This is a genomic window from Deinococcus aquaedulcis, assembly GCF_019693445.1.
Classification (GTDB): Bacteria; Deinococcota; Deinococci; order Deinococcales; family Deinococcaceae; genus Deinococcus; species Deinococcus aquaedulcis.
Genome location: NZ_JAHRBL010000014.1, coordinates 61,853 through 83,554, shown reverse-complemented (window position 1 = coordinate 83,554; position 21,702 = coordinate 61,853). Strand labels below are relative to the sequence as shown.

The window sequence follows — 21,702 nt, the reverse complement described above, 5'->3', positions numbered from 1 at the left end:
TGATGCCAGCAGAGCATCTGTGGCCGCCGATCAAAGCGGGATTGGTCAATCGCGCCTGGGACAGCCGAGCTGAGTTGCTCGCGGCCGTTGACGAGCGATGTGCTTGGCTGATGACCCAAGAGGCTCTGGTTTCGCGCACGACGTACTTCCACTGGCTTCCTAATGCGTAATGTCCAATCTTTACTTCTTTTTCGTATAAGGCGCTGGTATGGGGCTGGAACGGCTTGCCGGCAGATTCGGAGCCGTCCCAGCCCTCTGCAGTGCCCCACTCTGAAAGACACTGTTGAGAGACGGTCCTGCGCGCCACCGTTCCCCACCTTCGGTTCTCTAAAGCCGCCTTGACCTGCACCGCGCCGAAGCCGGCAGTGTAGGCCCGGATACTTTCTGGCAGGTTTCGTTTCTCTCTGCCGAGGTGTCTATGGCTCAATTTCCTGTTGTTCGCACGGTGGCCCTGGCGTTGGGCGCTTTTTTGCTGTCTGGGAACGTCTTTCAAGCGGGAGCCAGGGCGCTGCGCCCCACGGGGCTGGCGGACGGCGCAGGACCCGTGATCCGCCGCCGCTTCTGGGCCGAGGTCACCGGGGCCACCTGCTCCCCGGAAGACATCACCGCCGAGGTGCTGCAGCACCTGCCCGAATTTGCGCCGCGTCTGGCCGCGTGGTTCCGGGGGCTGGACGCCCCGCTGCCCGCCCAGGGGGGCCCGCCCATTGGTCCTGGCACCCGCCTGCGGATCCTCATGGGCCTGATCCGGCGCGCCCGGGTGGTCGTGGAGGCCGTCACGTCGCGCGCCTTTCGCATCCGCACCCTGCGCCTGCACGCCGATGCGGGCACGGTGCGCTTTGGGGTCACTGAGCCCGGCAGCGGCGTGCTGCACCTGGAGATTGAGGTCTTCATCCGTGCGTCCAGCTGGCCGGACCGCCTCAGTTACCTGCTGGCGGCGCACGCGCTGCAGCGCCTGAACTGGGAAACGGTGCTGTCGCGCGCCGTGGCGGTCAGTGGCGGAAGGGTGCGCGCACGCGGTCATGAAACGCAGGAAGCCGCATATGTCCCGCCGCCGGGCCGCTAGCCTGTGAGGCATGAGTCAGTCTTCCGCCGCTGTGCCGTCCCGCGCTTTTGTGTCCCTCATCGGGGCGGGGCCGGGTGATCCGGGCCTGCTGACCCTGCGCGGCCAGCAGGCGCTGCAGGCGGCAGACGTGGTGCTGTTCGACTATCTGGCCAACCCTGAACTGCTGCGTCACTGCCCCCAGGCCGAAACCATCTACGTGGGCAAGAAAGGCTTTTCGGAGTACATCAGCCAGGAGCAGATTAGCGAACTGCTGGTGGCCAAGGCTCAGGAGGGCGGCGGGCGCCGGGTGGCCCGGCTGAAGGGCGGCGACGTGTTCGTTTTCGGGCGCGGCAGCGAGGAAGCCGAAGCCTGTGTGCGGGCCGGGGTCCCCTTTGAGGTGGTGCCCGGGGTGACCAGCGCCATTGCCGCTCCCGCCTACGCCGGCATTCCCGTCACCCACCGCGAGGTGGCCCGCTCGTTCGCGGTGCTCACCGGCAACACCAAGGAGGGCGGCGCCCACTACGAGCGCCTCTCCGGCGTGGATACCCTGGTGCTGCTGATGGGCGTGCGGAACCTCGACCAGATCGCGGCCGACCTGATCGCCGCCGGGCGCGACCCCCAGACCCCGGCCGCCACCGTGCAGTGGGGCACCACCCCGCAGCAGCGCGCCGTGACCGGCACCCTGGCCACCATTGCCGAGGTGGTCCGCGAGGCCGGCCTGCAGGCCCCGGCCGTGACTGTGGTCGGTGAGGTGGTGCGCCTTCGGGACACCCTGCACTGGTTCGAACCGGCGCCCGCTCTGGCCGGTCCCCTGGCGGGCAAGACGGTGGCGGTCACCCGCACCCGCGAAGGCGCCAGCGCCCTGTCTGACGTGCTGCGCGCCCGGGGCGCCCAGGTGCTGGAAGTGCCGCTGATCCGCTTTGCGCCTGCGCCGGATCTGGCGCCCGTGGCCGCCGCGCTGCAGGGGTTCAGCGGCTGGCTGCTGCTCACCAGCAACCAGGCGGTGCGCGCCCTGTGGACGCTGCTGGAGGAGGCCGGCCTGGACGCCCGCGCGCTGGCCGGCATGAAAGTGGCGGCCGTGGGCCCCAGCACGGCGCGTTCGCTGGCTGAACGGGGCTTAAAAGCCGACTTCGTGCCTTCCACCCCCGGCGCCCGGCACCTCGCCGCCGAGCTGCCTGTGGAGCGTGGCGAGGCGACCCTGCACCTCACCAGCCAGCTGGCCGAGGACGAGCTGGAACGCGGCCTGAGCGCCCGGGGCGTGCCCTACACCCGCGCCGAGCTGTACCGCACTGAACCCGCGCCCCTGGCCCCTGGCCCCCTGGAACGTCTGCGGCAGGCCGACGTGGTGACCCTGGCTTCCGGCAGCGCCGCCCGCCACCTCGCCGCCCTGGCCGGCACCGCCTTCCGCGTGGCCGCCATGGGCCCCCAGACCGCCGACGCCGCCCGCGAGGCCGGCTTTGCCCAGGTCACCGTGGCCCACGAAGCCAGCCTGGACGCCCTGGCCGATGCAGCGGCAGCGGTGGTGGAAGGAACGGGGGGGAGCGGGGTGCAGGACGCGGTGCGCGGGCAAACCGGGGCTTGACAGGCCCGCTGGGCCGCAATAGGCAGTCTCACTGCCATGTGCCACCCCGCCCCCTCCACGCCCTCCCAGCCGCTTTCCCGACCGTTCGGTCGGGGACGGCTGCCCCGTGCCCGGCGCGCTATGCTGCGCCCCGTGAGTCTGCTTCCCGCCTTCCTGGACCTGCGTGGCGAGCGCGCCGTGATTGTCGGTGGGGGCCGTGTGGCCCTGCGCCGGGCACACACGCTATTGCGCGCCGGGCTCTCAGTGACGGTGGTGGCGCCCGAGGTGCAGGCAGATCTGAAAGCCCTGCCGGTGACCGTATTGGCACGCCCTTACGCCCACGGCGACCTGCACGGCGCGGCGCTGGTGGTGGCCGCCACCCCAGACGCCCGCGTGAACGCGCAGGTGGTGGCCGAGGCGCGGGCCCAGGGCAGCCTCGTCAACGATGCTGCCGACGCCGCGCGCGGAAGTCTGCGCTTTGCCGCTGTGGCCGAGGAAGCAGGCGTGCAGGTGGCGGTGAGCACCGGGCGCGAACTGCCCATGCTGGCCCAGGCCCTGGCCCAGCGCTGCGCCGAACTGCTGCCCACCGAGGCGCAGCTGGGGCGCTGGACCGCTCAGCGTGAAGCGGCCCTGACCCTGCCTGAACCCCAGAAACATGCCGCCCTGGACACCCTGCGCGCCGACATCCGCCGCGCCCTGGGGGCTGCATGACGCTGGCCTGCCCCACCGCCCGCTCCTTCCTGAGCGGTCTGCCGCAGCCTGAAGCGCTGGACCTTGTGGTGGTGGGCCTGAATCACCAGACGGCTCCCGTCGAGGTGCGCGAGCGCGCCGCTGTGCGCGCGGGTGAAGAGGGGCCCCTGCTGGCCCACCTGGCCCGGCATGCCCAGGAAGTCATGCTGCTGGCCACCTGCAACCGCACCGAGGTCTATCTGGCGGGCCTGAGTGGCGATCCCGTGGTGGCCTTTGAAGGCGCCTGGGGACACGCGCTGGGCGGCCACCTGTACGTGCACCGGGGCGAGGCGGCCGTGACCCACTTGTACCGGGTGGCGGCGGGCCTGGACAGTCTGGTGATTGGCGAAACGCAGATTCAGGGGCAGGTCAAACGCGCGTGGCAGGACGCTCGCGCGCGGGGCCTGGCCGGCACCGTGCTGAACAAGGTGGCCCAGGGCGCGCTGGCGGCCGGCAAGCGGGTGCGCTTTGAAACAGGTATGAGTGACAAGGTGGTCAGCGTGTCCAGCGCCGCCGTGGAGCTGGCGCAGGCGGCCCTGGGGGGCCTCTCGGGCCGCACCGCCCTGATTCTGGGCGCGGGCGAAACCGCCGAACTTACCCTGACCCACCTGCGCGCCGCTGGCGTGGACGACGTGATCGTGGTCAACCGCACCGCCGAGCGTGCCCGGCAGCTGGCCGAGAAGCTGGGCGGCCGTGCCTGCGCCGCCGAGTACCTGCACGAGGTGCTGCCCGAAGCCGACGTGCTGATTGCTTCCAGCGCCGCGCCCCATTACGTGCTGCACGGGGATGGCGTCCGCACCGCTCTGCGCCAGCGCCCGGGCCGGTCCATGTTCCTCATCGACATCAGCGTGCCACGCATTCTGGCGCCCGATATTGCCGAGGTGCCCGGCGCCCACCTGCACAACCTTGACGACCTGACCGGTATCGTGGCCCGCAACCTGCAGAGCCGCCGCGCCGCGCTGCCTCACGCGGGCGCCATCGTGCGCGACGCCGCCGCCGAGCTATACCGCTGGCACCTGACCCGGCAGGCCCGCCAGCGCGAACTGGCCCTGGCCAGCGATTAGAAAGCGGCCATTGAAGCTCGGCCGGGTTTGGGTGCAGCCTGCCCATACGGAATTTAAGTGAGCCGGAGGCGAGCGGCAAGCGGCCTCGGAGAGCTTCGCAGGAGAGCGAAGGCGAAAACAGACGGGACGACAGCGATGGAGCAGCATTCCTTCGCTCCTTCTAACAGGACTTTGTCACTCTTCAACAAGAGGTTTCTGTGGTTCCGCTTGGCGTTCAAGAAAGGCGTTGTACAGCGCCTGGAGTTCCTGAAGGGCACTGGTGTCATCTTGGAGCCCTTGGCGGAAACGGACCAGCACCCGACCTTCAACCTCACCAAGTTGCTCTCGCAACCAGCTAAGGAACTCGAACCACTGGGTCCCTGTGTAGCGATGCCCGGCGTGATACCCCTCAATGAATGCGACGACCTCGTTGTACGAGCCGTGAGATGTGTAGGTCGGCGGACGCTCCAGAACGACCTGCACGAGGTCAAGCGAACGTAGTTGTGGAGCCGGCTCAGTCATGGAAATCCATTCTGACAAAGTCCTGCTAAGACGTGTAGGCCAAGGTTGGCCGGGTCCTCAGTCATAAAGCTATTGGATGCCGTGCAGATAATGCCGAGCGAGCTCCTGGTCGAAGAGGACGACGACATGATCAGACATCCCAAAGAACGGCGCTCGCGTTCCTTGGGGCGTCGCAGCACTCACATACACCTGATTCCCAGCCTCAAACGTCAACACCAAATGTTGCGGGTAGACGGCCCTGTCCTCAGCCAGCGGGATCGGTTCCCAAATGAACCGTGCAGCACGTACTCGCTGCCCACACAAGCCTGACCACCGACTTGTTGCAGACACATCACCGAACTGCCCTCCTGACAAAAAATCGACCAAAGCTCCTGAGCGAACGCATAGACCATAGCTCCAGAAAGAGGCATCCCAGGTAATGAAGAACGAGGCATCGTCGCCAATGAAGTCGAGTCCCTGCTTCAGGCTGTCGAAGTCCGGGTCAGCATGCCACGAGGGCCAGTCACCGTGTAACTCGTAGTACCGGACTCGCTTTAGCTGTAAGCCGACCAGCCCCTGCACGTCTTGGTCAAAGGATTCACGATTCATCCCTCAGAGTAGCGAGCAACCTTGGCCTACACGCCCTATTAGGCTTTGGCATCAGAGGCGCCCCGTATCAGCCCCACGACTCAGAACTATTGAGGGCCGCTCCTCTTTCAGAAGCGGCCCACAGTACGTAGGGGTTTCGGCTGGACCTGCCAAAGGAACGAGCCGCCGCAGGCAACCTGTCTCATCGGCTTTGCCCCTGGGCCGTCTTGGCCTGATACATGCGCTGGTCAGCGAGCTTCAGCACTTCGCGCACCGCTTGCCGTTCATGGCGCCACGCAATGCCAATGCTGGCAGTCACGCCGTCCACGAACAGCATGGGCAGCCGCTCGTTGGCCCAGGCTTCAAACGCTTCCTGGGAACCTGGGAAATGGGTGACCAGCAGCAGGTATTCGTCGCCGCCCATGCGGTACACCCGTCCCCAGGGCCCCGTCACCCGCGACAGCCACAGGCCGTAGCCTTTCAAGAGCGAATCGCCCATCGCATGGCCGTGCTGGTCGTTAATAGCTTTGAAGCCGTCTAGGTCAATGAACACCACTGCATAGGCCGCCCCTTCGGCTTCCAGCTGCTGCAGGTCTGCATCCAGGGCCATGCGGTTGGGCAGCCCGGTCAGGGGATCGGTGGTGGCGGCGGTGGCCATGGACGACAGGCGGCGGCGCAGCCGTTCAATGCTCCGCTGGGCCTCCAGGTGACGCAGCCGCAGGTCCATGACAGCCAGCAGTTCGGGGGACAGCGGCGTGGGCGGCACAGTGCTCAGCCAGTATTCGGGGTCTTCGGTCAGGGCCGTCAGTGGCTCCTGGGGATCGGCTGCCGGCTCGCCCGCCGAGGCCAGGGCCAGCGTGCCCCCCTCGCCCCACAGCGTCAGGCCCCGCAGTCCAGCCACGCCCCGCAGCACGTGTTCAGCAATGGCCTCGCACGTCTCCGCGCTGGCCACCTGCACGATCAGTTGACTGGGCACCGGCTGGGGCGGTGCCTGAGAAGGTATCGAAAGGCCCATATGCCACCTCAGGCATAGCACACCCGTTCAACGGTGAATTGTTCATCTGCGCCAGCATGAAGCACCCACGAAGGCTTTGGGCCCTCTGAGGAAGGTCTCTGGGGCTTCCCTGAACACCCCCTGAGAAAGCGGGGGGTGGGTTGACGGGCGCCGGGGGCTGAAGTGTGAGGGCCCTCCCGCTTGTTAAGAGCATCGGTTCAGCCCCCAGCGGGATCATAAGGAAAACCCCCCTGCGAGAGGGGGGCTTGATCTGGCTCGGCAGGTTGGGGTCGAACCAACGACCGTCCGATTAACAGTCGGATGCTCTGCCACTGAGCTACTGCCGAATACCGGGCCGTTTCCGGCGCGAGAGGGATAGTAGCACGCACCCTGCAGGCGTGCAAGTCCCGCTGGCGCCCGCTTACGCCTGCGCACCGCCGGGCATGATCGTGTCCGGCACCACGCCCAGGCGGTCCAGGGCCGCTTGCCAGCGCTCGCGGGCCGGCACGTCCCACAGCAGGTCTGGCGAGTCCTGCTCCACCCAGACCCAGCTGCCTTCCCGCGCCTCGTCGGCCAGCTGCCCGGCCGACCAGCCCGCGTACCCCAGCACCAGCATATAGCGCTGCTCCTGCGCCATGACAGCCCGCAGCACGTCCAGACTGCTGGACACATTCAGGTTGGGCAGCAGCCGAATTTCGCCCTCCAGGCCCACCGCCTGCGGGTACAGGCACCAGCCCAGCGTGGGGTCTACCGGGCCGCCCAGCCATGCGGGCGCCGGTTGCCCAGGGGCGTCGGGCAGCAAGTCGGAAACGGTATGGGGCATGGGGGCGTTCACGATCAGGCCCATGGCCCCTTTCTGATCGTGTTCCAGCAGCAGGATGACGGTGCCCTCGAACACCCCACCGCGCAGGTGGGGGCTGGCCACAAGAAAGGTGATGAGGCTGCTCATGGGCCTACAGGATACCGGCCAGGACAGGCCCGGAATGAAAGCAGTGGCCCCAGGCTCAGTAGGTGAAGGTGCGGGTGGTAGAGATGGTTTTCACTGGCGAACGCGCGACCCGCTTTATCCAATTGCCTTGCGAGTCGTACGTAAACTCGACAGTGGTCGTTTGGCCGTCGGCTCGTCTCTCTTCGCGGATGATGTTGCTGTTCCGGTCGAGGGTGAAGCTCATGACTGTCTCCGGCTGGCCTCGTTCCACCAGTTCACCAGCGGCGTTCCGTTGCGTGGGGACATGGATTCTCGCACCTGTCAGTTCACCAGTCTGGCTGTATTCAAAAATGGTCCGGGAGGTATAAACGGCGCTCAAAGCAGGGATAAACGTGTCTAGATCGAGAGGGCCATCGTATTTTTGAGTGGAAAAATCAATGAACATCGGTTTGCCCCGACTGTCCAACTTGGTCGTGCTGACGCTGCGGTACTCCCGCATGATATTGACGGTTTCAATCACTGTTTGCTGCCCATAGATACAGGTTGCCTTAACCTGTCTGGGTAAAAAAGAGCCCATTTGAATCCAGAAACCAGAGTACGTACTGAGCCGACCCTGAGCATCATAAGTCAGTGAAAGAGCCGGAGGAGAGGTTTCATAGTTTTTTGCTTCGAGGCGTGCAGACTCCACCTGTTTGTTAAGAGGAGACATTAAAAGGTTGGTGTTTGGGAAAGACAACCGGCCCTCGATCTTATTGGCGCCCAACTGCTTGAACACGACGACGTGATCCAGACGTGTCCGATCGGGAAAGCGGGTCTGTTGAACCAGTTCGGCGATACGCTTCTGTTGAAAACTGGCCTGTACTGTGAGGTCGTCCTTGGTTCCACTGGCATCATTGACCTGCTCCAGGTGCTTAGGTGAGCCACGAAGAAAACGAAAAAGATCATCGTTCGTTCCCGGAGCATCAAAGCAATACGCCGCCTGCGCCCCCGACCAGAAGCTCAGCAGCCCAACAACCAACGCGCGTTTCATCACGCCACCCAGCATAGAGAAGCCAGCTGCGCTACGACACGAAAAACCCCCGCCACCACGGGCGGGGGAGAGGTCACGTCAGTTTACGCGCGGGCGTCGCTGCGGCGGCCTTTGCGCTTGGGGGCCGCTTCGGGGGCCGGCAGGGCCTGACCGTCACGGGGGGTCTCCAGGGCCTTCAGGCCGCCCACCAGGGCCACATCCAGCACCTGATCCACGGTTTCGCAGGGGTGGAAGCGCATGGAGCTGCGCAGGTGCAGCGGGATGTCGCGCAGGTCGCCTTCATTCGCCTTGGGCAGAATGATGTGCTTGATCCCGGCGCGGCGGGCCCCCAGCACCTTCTCCTTCAGGCCGCCGATGGGCAGGTAACGGCCGGTCAGGGTCATCTCGCCGGTCATGGCGACGTCGTGGCGGGCGGGGATGCCGGTCAGGGCGCTGATCAGGCTGGTGACCATCGCGCCACCCGCACTGGGGCCTTCCTTGGGAATGGCGCCCGCCGGCACGTGCACGTGAATCTCGGAGTCGTCAATGCGGGCCTTGTCAATGTGGAAGCGTTCGGCGTTCGCCTTGATGTAGGTCAGGGCGGCGCGGGCGCTTTCTTTCATCACGTCGCCCAGCTGGCCAGTCAGGACCAGGCCCTTGCCGGGGCTGGTGCTGGTTTCCACGAACAGGATGTCGCCGCCCACCGGGGTGTAGAACATGCCGGTGCTCACGCCCACCATGTCTTCCTTGCCCTCGGTTTCGGGGATGTGGCGGGCCTGGCCCAGGTAGCGGTCCAGATCCTTCTCCGTGACCTTCACGCGCTTGACCTCACCAGTGGCGATGCGGCGGGCGACCTTACGGGCCACCGTGCCAATCTCGCGCTCCAGGTTGCGCACGCCGGCTTCGCGGGTGTAGTGGCTGATCAGCTTCTCCAGCGCCGCATCAGTGAACGCGATCTGGTTGGCTTTCAGGCCGTTGGCGATCAGCTGGCGGGGCAGCAGGTAGCGCTTGGCGATTTCCAGCTTCTCCTGCTCGATGTAGCTGGAGAAGTCGATGACTTCCATGCGGTCCATCAGGGCCGGGGGAATCTGCTCGGGGTAGTTCGCCGTGGCGATGAACATGGCCTCGCTGAGGTCAAACGGCACGCCCAGGTAGTGGTCGGTGAAGTGCTGGTTCTGTGCAGGGTCCAGCACTTCCAGCAGGGCGGCACTGGGATCACCCTGGTAGGAGCTGCCCAGCTTGTCCACCTCGTCCAGCAGGATCACCGGGTTCTTGGTGCCTGCGCTGCGAATGCCCTGAATCAGGCGGCCGGGCATGGCGCCAATGTAGGTGCGGCGGTGACCACGGATGTCCGACTCGTCACGCGCGCCACCCAGGGCGATGCGCACGTACTTACGGCCCAGCGACTTGGCGATGCTCTGCGCGATGCTGGTTTTACCCACCCCAGGAGGGCCGGTGAAGACCAGAATGGGGCCCTTGTTCACGTCCTCGGCGCTCAGTTCGCCGCGCGCGGCGCGTTCCTTGCGCAGGCGGCGCACGGCCAGGAATTCCAGCACGCGGTCCTTGACCTTTTCCAGGCCGTAGTGGTCGTCGTCCAGAATCTGGGAAGCCTGGGTCACGTCCAGCTGGTCTTCGCTGCGGGTGTTCCAGGGCAGTTCAGTCACCCAGGTCAGGTAGGTGCGGATCACGCTGGCTTCGGCCGCGTCGGGGTGCATGCGGGCGAGGCGGTTGACCTCGCGGTCCAGGTCCTTGCGCACCTCGGGCTTCAGGTCAAGCTGGTCCAGCTTGGCGCGGAAGGCTTCGGCCTCGTCGCCTTCTTCGCCGTCGTCGCCGCCCTGCAGCTCCTTCTGGATCACCTTCATCTGCTCGCGCAGGTAGTATTCGCGCTGGTTCTTGTCAATCTCTTCTTTCACCTGCGCGCGAATCTTGGCCTGCACAGCCTGCACTTCCTGCTCGGTGTCCAGCAGGGTCAGCAGCTTGCGGATGCGGGCAGTCAGGCTGGCCTGCTCCAGCAGGGCCTGCTTGTCTTCCAGTTTGAAATCCAGGTTAAAGGCGATGTGGTCGGCCATCTCGCCAATGTCATCCTTGGCGTGGATGGTCTGCACGTTCTCGGCGCTGATCTTGCCGTTCGAGGCGATGGTGTCGAAGCGCTCGCGCAGTTCGCGGCTCAGCGCCTGCAGTTCCACGGGGCTGTCGGCCTCGGCCTCCAGGGGGGCAATGTCGGCGCTCAGGTAATCGCTGCGCCGGTAGTTGCTGGCCTTCACCCGGGCCACGGCACTGACCAGCATCTGCACCGTGCCGTCAGGGTTCTTGCGCACGCGCAGGACGTTGCAGGCGGTGCCCACGTCGTACAGGTCGCTGCCTTTGGGGTCGTCCACATCCTTGTCGCGCTGCGACACGATGAGAATGACCTTCTCGCCCTGCATGGCGGCCTCAATGGCATTAATGGACAGCGCCCGACTCGCGTCGATGTGCTGCACCATGGTGGGGTAGATCACGCTGCCGCGAACCGGGCAGACGGGAACAGTCTGGGGAAGGGTGGGCATGGTCGGAACTCCTTTCGCCCGGGTGGGTCGTCTTGAGGGTGGGTTCCTGAAAAGACCGAAACAGGAAACTTGAGTGCGAATATATCAAGTTTCCGGGGTGGAGACAACCCTGGGCACGCCGGGAAAAGGCCGGGCGAAACCTCGTCCTCCACGCCAAAAGCCTAGCGCCCGGCACCTGACATAACCCTCACGGGAAGCTGACGTCGCCTTCACCCAAGCCGGGGTCGGCGGGGGGCCCACGGGGCTGTGCCACACTGCCCCCATGCCCGAAGTGCGCTTTCGTCTGCACCTGCCGCCCGGTTCGCCCCCAGCCGGCACGCTGTTTCTGACCGGCGACTTCCGGGGCTGGGCCGCCGACCCCGGTCCGTTTGTGTTTACGCAGGGCGAATTGCGCGCGGACCTGCCTGACGGCACCCTGACCGGTGTGAAGGTGCGCTCACGGCACCCGGACGGAACCGTGACCGAGGAGGGCGACGCCTGGGGCGGGCGCGCGCCGGCCCACCCGGTGGTGGTGCGCGGGCCGGGCGTGGTGGAGCTGACGGTGGCCGGCTGGCAGGACGCGCGCGCCGGGCAGGGGCGGCCTGTGCGCTCCGCTCCCCCGCGCGAGGAGGTGACGCTGGCCGCGCCGTGGGGGCCCCAGAGCGTGCGCCTGTGGTGGCCGGCCGGACACGACGGCCCGCTGCCGCTCCTGATCCTGCACGACGGCCAGAATGTGTTCGACGAGGGCCCCACCTTTGCCGGCGAAAGCTGGAACGCGGCGGGTGCAGCGCAGGCGCTGGCCGAGGCGGGCTGGCCCTGCCGCGTGGCCGCGCTGCCGGTGAACGAGGACCGCAGCCGCCGCTATGTGCCCTTTCCCTTTGAGCTGAATGCCTTTTCCAGCGGCGCTGACGAGTACGCCGACTGGTTGAGGGACGCCCTGCTGCCAGAGCTGCGACGACGTTTCGGGCCGGTGCCGCCTTCACAGGTGGCGCTGGCGGGTTCGTCGTTCGGGGGGCTGATCACGGCCTACTGCGGCCTGCGCGACCCCGGCACCTACGGCACGCTGGGGGTATTCAGCCCAGCGGTGTGGCCCGCCGACTTTGAACTCCTGCGCTGGTGGCAGGGGCGCCGTGATCCCCAGGCGCGCGTGTGGGTGGATATGGGCGACCACGAGGGCGGCAGTCTGACGGGGGCCCAGGAGGTGACTGAACTGGCCCGCAACATGGCCGCGCACCTGCGCCCACACGTGCAGGAGGTTCACTTCACCATCGGTGAAGGCCACTGGCATGATGAAGCCGCGTGGCGCGCGCGCCTGCCGGGCTTCCTGCGCTGGTGGCTGGTGGGCCTTAAGTCGCTCGAAGTTGATCTGTAGATCAACCGAGCGAAGCGAGTATCGAAAAAAGGACGTTGCACCAGGAGTGGAGACTTTTGGGCGCTTTCCTGAAAAGTCGCAACGTGAGGTGCAACGTCCTTAGCGCCCCGACCCCTTGAAGGCCTGCAGCAGGGCGCCGCGTTCGGCCAGGGCCTGCTGGAACAGGGCCTGCTGAAAGGCGCGGGCGTCGTTCACGCCGCGCACGCCCTTGACCGCTGGCAGGTCTGCCTTGGGCACCGGGCTGAGGGCAGGGCCCGCCCCGGCAAAGCGCCGGGCGCGGAACATCCCCGGGTGTTCCTCGAATACCGCCGTGACCCCGTCTGGCAGCCGGGCGAGGTGCGCGGCGAACACCCCCTCCTGCGCGAGTTCCACGTGGGCGGCGGCCTCGCCCAGTTCGGTCAGCAGGCGGTCTATGAGGGCAAAGACCCCCGCCGCGTAAGCGTCGACCTCGGCGCGGGTGGGCAGCGCGCCCCGGTGAATCACCCGGTTGCGGAAGTCGGTGCCCAGGCCCGCCGGGGTCAGGAATTCCGGCTCACGGCCCTCGCGCAGCAGGTAGGCCAGGGCGAACATGCCCAGCTGGCGCTCGGACTGGCTGGCCACGTGGCGCCACGTGCCGTCCAGGGCCGCTTGTGCCGCACTGAAATCCCGCTCGGTCCCGGCCGCCTGCTGCAGCGTAAAGGCCCGCACGTAGAACTCGAAAAAGCGTTCCAGTGCCGCCGCGAAGCTGGCCACCGCCTCGCGGGCGTAGCCGTCCATCAGGGCGCGGGTGCCCAGGTCGAACAGCACCTCGAAGCGCTGCTTGCGCAGAAACACGCAGGACCGCGCGCGGCACTGGGCGCAGGTCACGTCATGCACCCCGCTTTCCGTAAAGGCCACGCGGTTTTCAAAGCCGCACGCCGGGCAGGGGGTGGGAAAGTCCATGAGAAGGAGTGTAGGTGGTGCGGCCCCGCTGCGTGGTTATAGGGATTCCAGCTGTTCGATGAATATGTTGGTTCCGTTTCAGAGGGGCCACGTTCTGCGTAGGGGGTTAGGCGCTCCTCCGGGTCGCGGGGCTGCTGGCCTAGTCCCTTCGAATGGAACGGCTGCTCCTCGCAGATTCACAGCCACTCCAGGTCCTCAATGAAGGCAGTGCGCATTCGGGGTAGAGAGCGGCGTAAACGGCGTTGCGCGGCGGCCACCTCAAGTGGGTGGAACAGGCCGCCGCTGTGATTCCTGGTTCGGACAGGGTTCAAGTCTGGTGGGGCGGCATTGCCGAAAACGTCGTCCGGGACGCCAGCCCCGTTCCCCCCTCTGCGGCGCAACTTTGCGAGCCCCGCCGCAGGGAGGGGAAAACCAGGGTGCTCGTCGGGCTGCTCTGCGTGAACGGCTCAACCTCTCCCAACCCTTGGTGCGAGAGACTGCCTTCAGTACCGAAGCACCCAGCCGGGAACGGAATGTTCCTCTGGGGGGTTATCCGGAACCCATGTCCAGTCCTCTGGAGCGGCCCTCTGCTTCGCGGCTCCGCATGGAAGCGCTGGGGTTCAGCCCGTGGGTGGACCTGTCACCTGCTGTCAGTACCGGAGGGCGTTGCGTTCAAGAATCTGTTTGAGGATGGCCTGCGCTTCCTGGGTTGCGGCCGCCGTGCCGAACGTGGCCGCACGGATATTCATGGCTTGGGGGGCCAGACCGCTGGTGTAGGTCTGACCCACCGGGTAGACCTGCTCCTCGCCGGGCAGCGGGACAGCCTGGCAGACGTTGAACGCCTGGGCCGGCAAGACGCCATGCAGGAAATAGTCACTGACCTGCACGTCCACGCATTCGGTGTCATACGGGAAAGACCCGTGGCGCGTCTCGTTGTCAACAAAGATCATCCTGGCGCCCGGCGTGGCCTTGAGGGCGCCGAGGGCGCCTTCGGTCACGGTGGCCGGGTCGTACTCGTTTTGCACCAGCAGCAGTGGGGGCATGGTGCTGGGCGTTTCGGGTTTTCTGGCGGTGGGCGCGCCCCAGAAAGCGCAGACGTTCTCGGTCATGGAGCCGCCAATCAGTGGGTAGCGGGTGGCCTGTTCGTTGCCCAGCTTCACCCAATGGTCCGCGCCCTGCGTTGAAGGCGTGTCGTTACAGACGACACTGTTGAACACCGAGGTCATGTTGTCCAGCGAGATCGGGCGGGGTTCTTCGCGCAGCAGGCTGAAGTAGGTGTCGGCCAGCGGCAGGGCGTAGGCCTGGGCGGCGGCTTGCACGTCGGCGTCCTGGGCAAACTGGTGGGCGGCCAGCAGCGGCGCAATCGCCTGGGCCGTTTTGACGGCAGGGTTGGCCCTGAGCACCTCATTGACGCCGTGCGCCGCGACCAGTTGCGACGGAATAGAGGTGATGCCTTCGGGGCTGTACAGCGCGCCCACAATGCTCTCGCCGTGGTAGTTTTCCAGGGCAAATTTCAGGTCGGCGGGCAGGCGGTCATAGCCGGCATAGACCGCCTCTTTGGTTGCACCAAGGCCGAAGATGTCGTGGTGGCGGGCGGCATACCCCAGCGCGGTTTCGCGGAAGGCCCTTTCAAACCCCAGCGGTTGCAGCCCGAACACCTCTTCAAAGTTCTGGTGAAAGGCCGTGTTGCCGTCGAGCATCATCCGGCCAGTCTGGTGCGGGAACATCTTGGCGAACCACGAGCCCAGCCACGTGCCGTAGGAGTAACCGATGTAATTGAGTTTCGCGTCGCCCATCAGGGCGCGGGCGAGGTTGAGGTCGCGGGCGGTCTGTTCGGTGTTGACGTAAGGCGTCAACGGGCTTTTCTGGCAGGCTCTGGCGATCAGACGGGAATTGCGCACCATCGCGTCAATGTTCTGCGCACTGCGGTCGGTGCCCGGATGATGGGTGGGCGTGAACCGTTCGTTGGTCGTGCAGGTGTTGGCGCTGCTCTGGCCAACCCCACGCGGAGAGAAGCCGACGAGATCGTAGGTCTGCGCCAACTGGTACAGGCCGGCGCCAGCCCTGGTGTCGCGGTCGGCGTAATTCCACAGAAAGCCGAACACCGCGCCGAACAGCAGGCCGTCGGCCCCTGGTCCGCCGGGGTTCAGGAAAATGGCCCCTTTACGGGCCGACGGATCCGCAGCCCTCACCCGCATCAGGGCGAAGCTCGCCGCACCCCGGGAAGGAGCATTCCAGTCCAGTGGCACCTGAACATCTGCGCACTCCATGCGCTTGCCCAGCACTTTCGTGAACTTTGGGGCTGGCAGCAGGCTGGGGTCGCACGCTTCCCACTTCAGGGTTTGTGTCTCGAAGGTTTTCAGGGCGTGGGCATTGGCTTGGGGCACGGTCAGCTCGCGCGTACAGGCACTGAGGCCCAGGGCCAGCGAGAGACCGACGGTGATTGGCAGGGCGTTATTTTTCATGCGAAGAACCTTCTTCTGGCAGGCTGGGACCAACGCCGATTGAACCGCCTGCAGGAAGGATTCAATCGGGCAAAACGAGAGCCGCTGTGGGCCTGGCACCAGCAACTCGGTTCTGTGCCGGGTCGTTGGTGGAAGCGGGCGTCATCTGGTTGGGCAGTGGTCCAGATCGTCTTCAGGCGAGCAGGCCGTGCAAGGCATCTCGTCTGGGACGCTGATCAGGCTTATTTTCTCTCCGGCGCAGCGCTGGGGGTCTCCAGCAAGAGAGGCGAAACAGCGTGCTCGTCAGGTCGGTCTACATGGACTGCCAAGGCGGTTCTGCGCTGCAGCATTGGGTGACAGCTCCTGCGGCGCCTGAAGTTGCTGCGCCCGAGAACATCACGGCGTATTGACTGGCTATATCGCTGGCACGAGTCAGAGCACCGCTCAGTGTGCCTGCCACCCGCAAGGCAACCACTTGGTGCTGTCAGACCAGGGGTGGTTCGCTGCTTTCTGCGCCGCCTGGCTTGTTTTGCTTGGCGTGGGGTCGGCGGCCGGATAAGACCATCCGGCCGGAATTCGGTGGACGGAACGACAGCTTGAGAGGGGCGAGCTTGTGGTGTCAGGCAGAGCGTCTGGCTATGAACAGCCACGCCCACGAGGCTGGCGGAGCGGTCTCAGGCGGGTTGCAACCTGTTTCGAGGGTTCACTTCACGTCCATCGCCGGTGGCCCTTGTGGGACGAGACGGCGCCCAAAAACGTTGGTTGCGAATGATGGCCGTTTTCCGCCTAGAGGAACGCGCGGCGCTGTAGAGCAGAGAACATGCCGGCTTTCCAGGGATTGAATCTGCAAGGTGTAGACCATGGGGGCCACCGGGTTTTTTATCTGGGGACACGACAGAATGCAGCACACCTCCGAGTAAGCGGCGGCAATGAGGGCGCTGGGGCCTCTTCAGACCTCCTTGCTGGTTGCTTCAGGGCCTCATCGCAGCGGCTTGATTGGCCGCAGGACTCTCGCCTCAACGAGGTTTTTCCCTGTGGCTGCAGTGTGCCGTGTGGGAAACGCGAAATCTACGAATGAATTTGAAACGACGCTTCAGTAGGGTCCTTGATTTGCTCGGCGCACCCAGGCACATGGCCGGGCCTGCGCTCGCGGTTGGAGAATGGTGCGGCAACAGGGGAGGACCCAGAGGGCATTCAAGAAGGTTCCACACACCTCTTATGGTTTCCGAATGGGGGGGCGAGAGCTGACATGGGTGGCCAGAAGTCCGGTGTGCTCACTGCCAGAATGCGGCCACCAGTTTCACCCCGGGCTCTGTTCCAGTGGCGGGGAGCCATGCCGCAGTCACTGACCGTGATGGCTGCCTCTCTTATACCCGTGCAGCGGCGCCGCTGGGCATCGCCCCCTACTCTGGCAGGGCTCCACGTCCCTGAAGTATTTCCTTACGGCAGCGTCATCCCCGGACGCGCAATCACGTATGCCAGCCCGCCGCTGTGGGTCAGCCACAGCTTCTCGAAGACCGCGCGGGGGTAGGTGCGGCGCACGGCGGCGTCGGTGGGGGCAGCGGGGTCGTTCAGGACCGGGTTGCCCTGGGCATCAAAGCCCACGAGCACCATCAGGTGACCGCTGCTGGTGGGCAGCGCGGCGCCGGGCAGTTCGCCCGCCTTCCAGCCCAGGCTGACCGCCAGCGGCACCCCGGCAGCCAGGAACCGCTCGGCCTGGGCGAGGCTGGGCAGACGCGTGACGAACGCGCGCAGGCCGTGGGTGGCGGCGTAGGCGGTGTTAAAGGGCCAGTTGCCGGTGCCGTCATAGGCGCGGTCAAAGGTGGCCCGGGCGGCGTCGGGCACCGTCACGTTCACGCCGTAGTGGGCTAGGATCATGCTCACGCTGGTGGGGCTGCACCAGACCTCACCGCCGCCCGGGTACAGCATCTGCGAGCGTCCGGGTACCCCCAGCACCTTGCCCCACAGGGCACGTGCCCCGGGGGTGCCCAGCCCCGCCGCCTGCTTCGCACGGTCCGAGGTGGCGAAGGCCAGCAGGGTCACGCCGGTGCCCGCCCCGCGCAAGGTGACGCGGTACTGGTAGGCGCTGGCTTTGGCCGTCAGGCGCAGAGTATCGGTCAGCACCTGTCCGCTGGCGTCCTTCTGGCCGTCCAGGCTGGTGCGGCCTTCGGCGCTGCTCCAGGTGCCAAAGCTGAAGTAGCGCGTCCAGCGCCCGCCCTGCTGCGCGCGCACCTCCACGGTCACGCTGCCTCTGGCCGGGGTGCGCGCGTTCCACGACGGCACGAGTTCATCAAAGGCGGGGGCCGCCAGGACCGCCGAGGTCCAGGTGCCGCTGCTGGCCCCCGGTGCCAGGGTGAGCCCGCTGGGGCCCGCCGCCACGCCCCGGCCCTCGCCGCCGGTCCAGTCGCCAGCGCGCTCGTGAATCAGGGTGGTGGACGCAGGGTAGGTCATGGTGAGGGCCTCCGAGGCACTGGACGCGAGGCCCGCCGCCAGCAACAGAACGCGGAATACTTGCATGTGGTGCGCGCATGATGCCGCGTCCGGGCCGCCAGGGGATGAGGAGAGCCCTGCCCTTAGCCCGCGCCCTGCAAAAACAGCAGCGCTTCGGGCAGGGCCTCGCGCCACGTCACCCAGTTGTGGCCGCTGGGGTATTCGCGGTACTGGTGGGTCACGCCGGCCTCGGCCAGCAGGCCGGCCATGCGGCGGTTGGGGCCGGTCAGCCACTCCAGCACCCCCGTGTCCAGGCTGACCGTGAGGTGGCTGGGCGGGGTCTGGCGCAGCCGCTCCAGCAGCCACTCCCCGGCGCCCACCGTGTCAATTCCGCCGTCACGGGTGGCCCCGGGCCGGGCGATGAACGCGCCGCTGTGGCTGGCCACGCGCGAGAACAGCTCCGGGTGCGCCGCGCCCAGAAACAGGCTGGTCAGGCCGCCCAAGCTGGCACCCCACAGGCCCCGCACCGAGGGGGTGACCAGTTCGCCCTCCACCCGGGGCATCACCTCGGTGGTCAGGAAGTCCAGGTACCGGGGGTTAAGGTAATACTCCTCGTTGCGGTCGCCGGGCTCTACGAACACGAAGGCGGCGGGCGGCATCAGCCCGGCTTCGGCCGCGCGGTCCATCAGGTCGCCCAGCTTGCCGGTGCGGTAAAAGGCCACGCCGTCCTGCACGTAGTACAGCGGCAGCGCGGTGCCCGGCTGGTGGCCGTGCGGGGTGTAGACAATGGCCCGCCGCGTTCCGGGAAACACGCCGCCCTCCCAGGTCAGGCGGTGGGCGGTGCCTTTCAAGCGCGCTTCGGGGGCCAGCCACAGCGGATGGCGGGCGTAGGCGCCCACCACGGCCGCCCGGGGGTACGGCCACCAGGGGTTCAGGGACTTGTGCGGATTGTCCGGGTCGGCAAAGGGCTCGCCCGCCGCGTCCACCCACGCGTACTCCACCCAGGCGCCGCGCGGCAGCCGCAAGGTAATGGGCTCCCCACCAATCACGGGCAGAGGCTCGCGCTTGCGCCAGTCCGTCATGTCGCCGATCAGCCCGGCCGCGCCCGCCGGGGGCGTAAAACTCACGTTCTGTCCCTGTACCGAAACCGCCATGAGGGGGATTCTAGGGGCATGAGCGACCCCGCCTTCAAAGCCATGAGCGTTGAAGCGTACCTGCGCAGCGAGGAGCACAGCCCGTTCAAGCGCGAGTACGTGGGCGGTTTTGTCTATCCGCTGCACGCCCAGGCTGGGGCCAGCGAGGCCCACGTGCTGATCTGCACCAACCTGACCGCCGCGCTGCACGCCAGTGCCCGGCGCGCAGGCTGCCGGTTGTATCAGTCGGACATGAAGCTGGCCCTGGCAGGGGCGTCCACCTTCTTTTACCCCGATGTGATGGTGGTCTGTGACCCAGATGACCGGAACACCGGGTATAAAACGGCGCCGTGCCTGCTGATTGAGGTGCTGTCGGCCAGTACGGTCAGCCATGACCGGGTGGGCAAATTTGGCCTGTACACCGCTCTGCCCAGCCTCCAGATGTATCTGATCGTGGAACAGAGCGAGCGCCGGGTCTATGCCTACCGCCGCGCAGGCGACCAGTGGCCGCTGCGCGAACTGGCCGGAGAAGGCGAGATCGAGCTGCCCTGCCTGAACATGACGCTTTCTCTGGACGAGATGTATGCCGGCGTGCTGCCGTCCCGCTAACCTGGGGGCACGCTGGGAAAAATGCTGTGGGATGGATCTCAGCAACCGTCCAGAAGAGAGACACCAAAAAGTGCGTGCCCACTTTCAACGGTGGGCACGCGCTTAATCTGCTCTGCTTACTCCCGCGCTTCGGGGGTGCTCACGCCCTGCGCCTGTCCGTAGCCCCGGTACTGCTCGCGCAGTTCGCGTTTCAGGAACTTGCCGGTGGCGCCAATGGGAATGTTCGTGGCCGTCACGGTGGCGTCGGGCAGCCACCAGCGGGCAAATTTGGGTGCCAGGAAGTCGCGGATGTCCTCGTGCGACACGCTCTGGCCCTCGCGGGGCACCACCACGGCCAGCGGGCGCTCGTCCCACTTGGGATCGTCCATGGCGATCACCGCGCACTGCGCGACCGCCGGGTGCGCCATGATCGCGTTTTCCAGATCCACCGAGCTGATCCACTCGCCGCCGCTCTTGATCAGATCCTTGGCGCGGTCCTGGATGTGCATGTAGCCGCGCTCGTCGAGGGTGGCAATGTCGCCCGTGTCGAACCACCCCTGGCCGCCCAGTTCAAAGAAGTTGCTCTGGCCCTCGCCCTTGAAGTAGCTGCTGGCCACCCAGGGGCCCCGGATGATCAGGCGGCCCATGGTCTTGCCGTCGTGCGGCAGCGGCTGGCCGTCGTCGTCAATCAGGCCCAGTTCGATCAGGGGCACCGCGCGGCCCTGCTTGGCGCGCAGGGTAAAGCCCTCGTCGCTCTGCGCCTGTACGCCCACCGGCACGCCGCTGGCGGTGCCCAGGGGGTGCGTTTCGGTCATGCCCCAGGCCTGCAGCATGGTCAGGCCGTGGCGCTCAAAGGCGCGGATCATGGCTTCGGGCGCCGCCGAGCCGCCCACCACCAGCCGCTCCAGGCCGGTCAGGCGGTAGGGCTCGCCCGCCGCCGCCGCGCGGTCCAGTTCGGCCAGCAGCCCCATCCAGATGGTGGGCACGCCCGCCGTGATGGTCACCTCTTCGTCCTGCAGCAGCCGGGCTACCGTGCGCCCGTCGCTGAAGACCCCGGCGTACACCTGCTTGGCGCCGTACATCGCGCAGGTGTAGGGCAGGCCCCAGGCATTCACGTGGAACATGGGCACAATCGGCAGCACGCTGTCCTGCTCGCCCACGTTCAGGGCGTCCTTGGGGGCGCTGACAATGGAGTGCAGCAGCGTGGAGCGGTGGGTGTAGACCACGCCCTTGGGGTTGCCGGTGGTGCCGCTGGTGTAGCACATGGCAGCGGGGTCGCGTTCATCCAGCTCCGGGTACTGGTCCAGGGCGGGGCTGCCCATCACGAAGGTGTCGTAGTCCTGCACGCCGGGCAGGGGAATGGGCTGCGGGGTGGGCCCCAGCACAAAGATGTGCTCCAGCGTGGGGCAGGCCGCCTTGATGGCCGGAATCATCGCGGCAAACACGTTTTCAATCAGCAGCACGCGGTCTTCGGCGTGGTTGATGATCCAGGCAATCTGCTCGGGGTGCAGGCGGATGTTTACCGTGTGCAGCACCAGCCCCGCGCTGGGCACGCCCAGATAGGCTTCCAGGTGCCGGAAGGAGTTCACGGCCAGCGTGGCCACACGGTCGCCTTTGTGCAGCCCCAGACCCAGCAGGCCGCCGGCCAGACGCCGGGCGCGCTCGGCCACCTGCCCGTAGGTGGTGCGGTGGGTGTGGGGCAGGGGATTGCCGGCCTCGTCGCGGCCCGCCACCAGCAGGCTCACCACCTCGCGGCTGGCGTACTGGGTGCGGATGCGCTCCAGAATGGTGGGCACGGTCAGCTGAACATCCATCATGGTGCCTTGCATGGGGTCTCCTTGTGGGGCGCGGGCCGCCCTAAAGCCCCTGGTCGCCGTGACCAGGGCGCGGCCCGCTGGGGTGAATGCGGGGAGTA

Annotated in this window: 17 protein-coding genes and 1 tRNA gene; 6 read left to right on the top strand and 12 right to left on the bottom strand. The window is 66.5% G+C overall.

Annotated elements, in window-relative coordinates; translation table 11 throughout:
* The first annotated feature begins 418 nt into the window (after positions 1–418).
* From KMW22_RS14855 to hemA, 4 genes are all read left to right on the top strand, one after another.
* Positions 419–1,063: a DUF1990 family protein gene (locus KMW22_RS14855; RefSeq protein WP_221090833.1), complete on the top strand. Its 645-nt coding sequence runs from the start codon at positions 419–421 to the stop codon at positions 1,061–1,063.
* Between the two features lie 10 nt (positions 1,064–1,073).
* Positions 1,074–2,624, top strand: coding sequence for a uroporphyrinogen-III C-methyltransferase (gene cobA, locus KMW22_RS14850; protein ID WP_221090832.1), 1,551 nt, complete (start codon positions 1,074–1,076; stop codon positions 2,622–2,624).
* A gap of 132 nt (positions 2,625–2,756) precedes the next feature.
* Entirely contained in the window at positions 2,757–3,314 is a 558-nt protein-coding gene (locus KMW22_RS14845) for a precorrin-2 dehydrogenase/sirohydrochlorin ferrochelatase family protein (RefSeq protein WP_328774718.1), read from the top strand.
* Complete coding sequence (gene hemA / locus KMW22_RS14840) at positions 3,311–4,396, top strand: glutamyl-tRNA reductase (protein ID WP_221090830.1); 1,086 nt, start codon at positions 3,311–3,313, stop codon at positions 4,394–4,396. The genes KMW22_RS14845 and hemA overlap by 4 nt, the downstream gene beginning before the upstream one ends.
* 174 nt (positions 4,397–4,570) lie before the next feature.
* Here hemA and KMW22_RS14835 read toward each other — a convergent pair whose 3' ends face one another.
* The 7 genes from KMW22_RS14835 to lon form a co-directional block, all read right to left on the bottom strand.
* Positions 4,571–4,897 (bottom strand): hypothetical protein, encoded by a 327-nt coding sequence (locus KMW22_RS14835; protein WP_221090829.1) that lies wholly within the window; start codon positions 4,895–4,897, stop codon positions 4,571–4,573.
* Between the two features lie 69 nt (positions 4,898–4,966).
* Positions 4,967–5,485, bottom strand: coding sequence for a hypothetical protein (locus KMW22_RS14830; protein WP_221090828.1), 519 nt, complete (start codon positions 5,483–5,485; stop codon positions 4,967–4,969).
* A gap of 181 nt (positions 5,486–5,666) precedes the next feature.
* The gene (locus KMW22_RS19680; RefSeq protein WP_221090827.1) at positions 5,667–6,440 is read right to left on the bottom strand and encodes a GGDEF domain-containing protein; all 774 of its coding nucleotides are present in this window, start codon (positions 6,438–6,440) and stop codon (positions 5,667–5,669) included.
* A gap of 290 nt (positions 6,441–6,730) precedes the next feature.
* Positions 6,731–6,805, bottom strand: a tRNA-Asn gene (locus tag KMW22_RS14820).
* 74 nt (positions 6,806–6,879) lie between these two features.
* On the bottom strand, positions 6,880–7,407 hold the full coding sequence (locus KMW22_RS14815; protein WP_221090826.1) for a YqgE/AlgH family protein: 528 nt from the start codon (positions 7,405–7,407) through the stop codon (positions 6,880–6,882).
* A 55-nt stretch (positions 7,408–7,462) separates the two neighbouring features.
* Positions 7,463–8,419 (bottom strand): hypothetical protein, encoded by a 957-nt coding sequence (locus tag KMW22_RS14810; protein WP_221090825.1) that lies wholly within the window; start codon positions 8,417–8,419, stop codon positions 7,463–7,465.
* A gap of 80 nt (positions 8,420–8,499) precedes the next feature.
* Entirely contained in the window at positions 8,500–10,941 is a 2,442-nt protein-coding gene (lon, locus tag KMW22_RS14805) for an endopeptidase La (RefSeq protein ID WP_221090824.1), read from the bottom strand.
* Between the two features lie 262 nt (positions 10,942–11,203).
* Here lon and KMW22_RS14800 point away from each other — a divergent pair, with 262 nt between their 5' ends.
* Positions 11,204–12,292: an alpha/beta hydrolase gene (locus KMW22_RS14800; RefSeq protein ID WP_221090823.1), complete on the top strand. Its 1,089-nt coding sequence runs from the start codon at positions 11,204–11,206 to the stop codon at positions 12,290–12,292.
* Positions 12,293–12,391: 99 nt separating this feature from the next.
* Here the strand turns inward: KMW22_RS14800 and KMW22_RS14795 are convergent, their stop codons facing one another.
* The 4 genes from KMW22_RS14795 to KMW22_RS14780 all read right to left on the bottom strand — a co-directional run bounded on the left by KMW22_RS14795 (position 12,392) and on the right by KMW22_RS14780 (position 19,220).
* Positions 12,392–13,213, bottom strand: coding sequence for a hypothetical protein (locus KMW22_RS14795; protein WP_221090822.1), 822 nt, complete (start codon positions 13,211–13,213; stop codon positions 12,392–12,394).
* A gap of 629 nt (positions 13,214–13,842) precedes the next feature.
* Complete coding sequence (locus tag KMW22_RS14790; protein ID WP_221090821.1) at positions 13,843–15,657, bottom strand: alpha/beta hydrolase; 1,815 nt, start codon at positions 15,655–15,657, stop codon at positions 13,843–13,845.
* Positions 15,658–17,076: 1,419 nt separating this feature from the next.
* Positions 17,077–18,087 carry a peptidase C39 family protein gene (locus tag KMW22_RS14785; protein WP_235693001.1) on the bottom strand — a complete coding sequence of 337 codons (1,011 nt, stop codon included), beginning with the start codon at positions 18,085–18,087 and terminating at the stop codon, positions 17,077–17,079.
* A gap of 122 nt (positions 18,088–18,209) precedes the next feature.
* A complete protein-coding gene (locus tag KMW22_RS14780) occupies positions 18,210–19,220 on the bottom strand; it encodes an alpha/beta hydrolase (RefSeq protein ID WP_221090819.1) in 1,011 nt (336 codons plus the stop codon).
* 18 nt (positions 19,221–19,238) lie between these two features.
* On the opposite strand from KMW22_RS14780, the gene KMW22_RS14775 reads away from it, so the two are divergent.
* Positions 19,239–19,808, top strand: coding sequence for a Uma2 family endonuclease (locus KMW22_RS14775; protein WP_221090818.1), 570 nt, complete (start codon positions 19,239–19,241; stop codon positions 19,806–19,808).
* Between the two features lie 116 nt (positions 19,809–19,924).
* On the opposite strand, the gene KMW22_RS14770 is transcribed toward KMW22_RS14775, so the two are convergent.
* Positions 19,925–21,616, bottom strand: a complete 1,692-nt coding sequence (locus KMW22_RS14770; protein WP_221090817.1) for a long-chain fatty acid--CoA ligase — start codon at positions 21,614–21,616, stop codon at positions 19,925–19,927.
* Positions 21,617–21,702: the final 86 nt, after the last annotated feature.

Excerpts from the sequence above, each read along its gene's own strand:
- KMW22_RS14780 (WP_221090819.1), bottom strand. The coding sequence starts at position 19,220 with ATGGCGGTTTCGGTACAGGGACAGAACGTGAGTTTTACGCCCCCGGCG.
- KMW22_RS14800 (WP_221090823.1), top strand. The coding sequence starts at position 11,204 with ATGCCCGAAGTGCGCTTTCGTCTGCACCTGCCGCCCGGTTCGCCCCCA.
- KMW22_RS14785 (WP_235693001.1), bottom strand. The coding sequence starts at position 18,087 with ATGACCTACCCTGCGTCCACCACCCTGATTCACGAGCGCGCTGGCGAC.
- KMW22_RS14855 (WP_221090833.1), top strand. The coding sequence starts at position 419 with ATGGCTCAATTTCCTGTTGTTCGCACGGTGGCCCTGGCGTTGGGCGCT.
- KMW22_RS14770 (WP_221090817.1), bottom strand. The coding sequence starts at position 21,616 with ATGCAAGGCACCATGATGGATGTTCAGCTGACCGTGCCCACCATTCTG.
- KMW22_RS14830 (WP_221090828.1), bottom strand. The coding sequence starts at position 5,485 with ATGAATCGTGAATCCTTTGACCAAGACGTGCAGGGGCTGGTCGGCTTA.
- KMW22_RS14790 (WP_221090821.1), bottom strand. The coding sequence starts at position 15,657 with ATGAAAAATAACGCCCTGCCAATCACCGTCGGTCTCTCGCTGGCCCTG.
- cobA (WP_221090832.1), top strand. The coding sequence starts at position 1,074 with ATGAGTCAGTCTTCCGCCGCTGTGCCGTCCCGCGCTTTTGTGTCCCTC.
- hemA (WP_221090830.1), top strand. The coding sequence starts at position 3,311 with ATGACGCTGGCCTGCCCCACCGCCCGCTCCTTCCTGAGCGGTCTGCCG.
- KMW22_RS14815 (WP_221090826.1), bottom strand. The coding sequence starts at position 7,407 with ATGAGCAGCCTCATCACCTTTCTTGTGGCCAGCCCCCACCTGCGCGGT.
- KMW22_RS14775 (WP_221090818.1), top strand. The coding sequence starts at position 19,239 with ATGAGCGACCCCGCCTTCAAAGCCATGAGCGTTGAAGCGTACCTGCGC.
- lon (WP_221090824.1), bottom strand. The coding sequence starts at position 10,941 with ATGCCCACCCTTCCCCAGACTGTTCCCGTCTGCCCGGTTCGCGGCAGC.
- KMW22_RS14795 (WP_221090822.1), bottom strand. The coding sequence starts at position 13,213 with ATGGACTTTCCCACCCCCTGCCCGGCGTGCGGCTTTGAAAACCGCGTG.
- KMW22_RS14835 (WP_221090829.1), bottom strand. The coding sequence starts at position 4,897 with ATGACTGAGCCGGCTCCACAACTACGTTCGCTTGACCTCGTGCAGGTC.